This is a genomic window from Nostoc sp. NMS4 (assembly GCF_017115095.1).
Taxonomy (GTDB): Bacteria; Cyanobacteriota; Cyanobacteriia; order Cyanobacteriales; family Nostocaceae; genus Nostoc.
The window spans coordinates 2507-3765 of the sequence record NZ_JABXKI010000288.1; the positions used below are offsets into that span (position 1 = coordinate 2507).

Genomic DNA, 1259 nt, shown 5'->3' on the forward strand with positions numbered 1-1259 from the left:
AATTGTCTGAAGATAACGGGACTGGTGCGACTTGAACGCACGACCTGACGCTTAGGAGGCGTCCGCTCTATCCAACTGAGCTACAACCCCAACTGCGAAGCATATATAATTATAGCAGTATTTTTAGCGAGACTGCCAAAAACTATCCCAAGAGCCGCCGCCTACTTCTAAACCACAAAGAAAACTTTCTGCTTTTAGGATTATTTTCGATTTTCTCCCATTTAATTCTCGTAACTCTAAATTTAGTTTTCCTTGCATAGTGTCTCGGCAACAATATCTTAAACCTTCTGCTGTCGGCGCACGTAGAGGTGTACCAGGTAGATGGGTGGTTCCTGTCAATTCGATTTCATAATTTGAGTTACTAGCTTTCATTTGCCATCTGCCCCAAGGCTGAATTTCCCACTCTACTTGTGAATTCCAGGGAACAAATTCATAAAACTTGCCTTGATAGTGCAGTCCAATCATCGCTACAGATTCCATCCACCACAGCACACCCCGTCGTCCGCCGCCAGCAGTTAATGCTAAGTCGGGTTCGCCTTCAAAGCAATTACAATTTATCCAAAACCATTTTTGCGGAAAAGCACCACCCCAATTTTTCTCGCCGTAGGCTGGGGCGTTGGTGAATTCGTAGATTTTGCCATTCCAGTCAATCTTACCGGTGGCTAGACCGTGAGCCATCAAAATTTGCCATCCAGGTTCAAAAATCTGCAAGAATGATACCCAGCCAGCCGTTGATTGCTGAATGCTATTTTGATTGCCCCAACCGTATACTGGTTGAATTTCATACTGCCAACGACAATAATTATTAGTGGCGCGATCGCTAATTATTCCCTGATTCAAGGTGGCAGTAGCTTGATATCCTTCTTGCACATGATACTCAAACTCTGCTGGTAGAAGGTATAGAGGAGAAACTTGCAAATTAGTTTTACCCCAATGACCTAAACCCAAAACATCCCGACTACCCCAAAATTTGTTGACATCAGGAAAAGTACGGCATAAATACTCATCATCCGGGCCGAGGATTTGGGCTGCACCGCCACTGTAAGGTTTACCGCCGATGGGATCTTCAATGGAGTACATAAAGGCGAATGTTTGCCCAATTTCCGGTAACGTGACGCGGTAATACCAGCCTTCAAAGAAGCGGCGACTACTACCATCCCAGTGATAACCAGAATGGGGCGTTTGGCTTGATTGGAGAAAATTTAGGGGAATAGTTAACATAGATTTAGATAGTTGCCGATTTTTTCAGTATGCGCGAT

1 protein-coding gene and 1 tRNA gene are annotated in these 1259 nt (G+C 44.5%); both read right to left on the reverse strand.

All coding sequences use genetic code 11. The features are described from left to right. Positions 1 to 16: 16 nt before the first annotated feature. A tRNA-Arg gene (locus HWQ37_RS27065) sits at positions 17 to 90 on the reverse strand. A 33-nt stretch (positions 91 to 123) separates the two neighbouring features. Next, complete coding sequence (locus tag HWQ37_RS27070) at positions 124 to 1221, reverse strand: tocopherol cyclase family protein (protein WP_292753422.1); 1098 nt, start codon at positions 1219 to 1221, stop codon at positions 124 to 126. Positions 1222 to 1259: the final 38 nt, after the last annotated feature.

What these genes read in the sequence shown, in the direction of transcription:
- HWQ37_RS27070 (WP_292753422.1), bottom strand. Translation starts at nt 1,221, where the DNA reads ATGTTAACTATTCCCCTAAATTTTCTCCAATCAAGCCAAACGCCCCAT.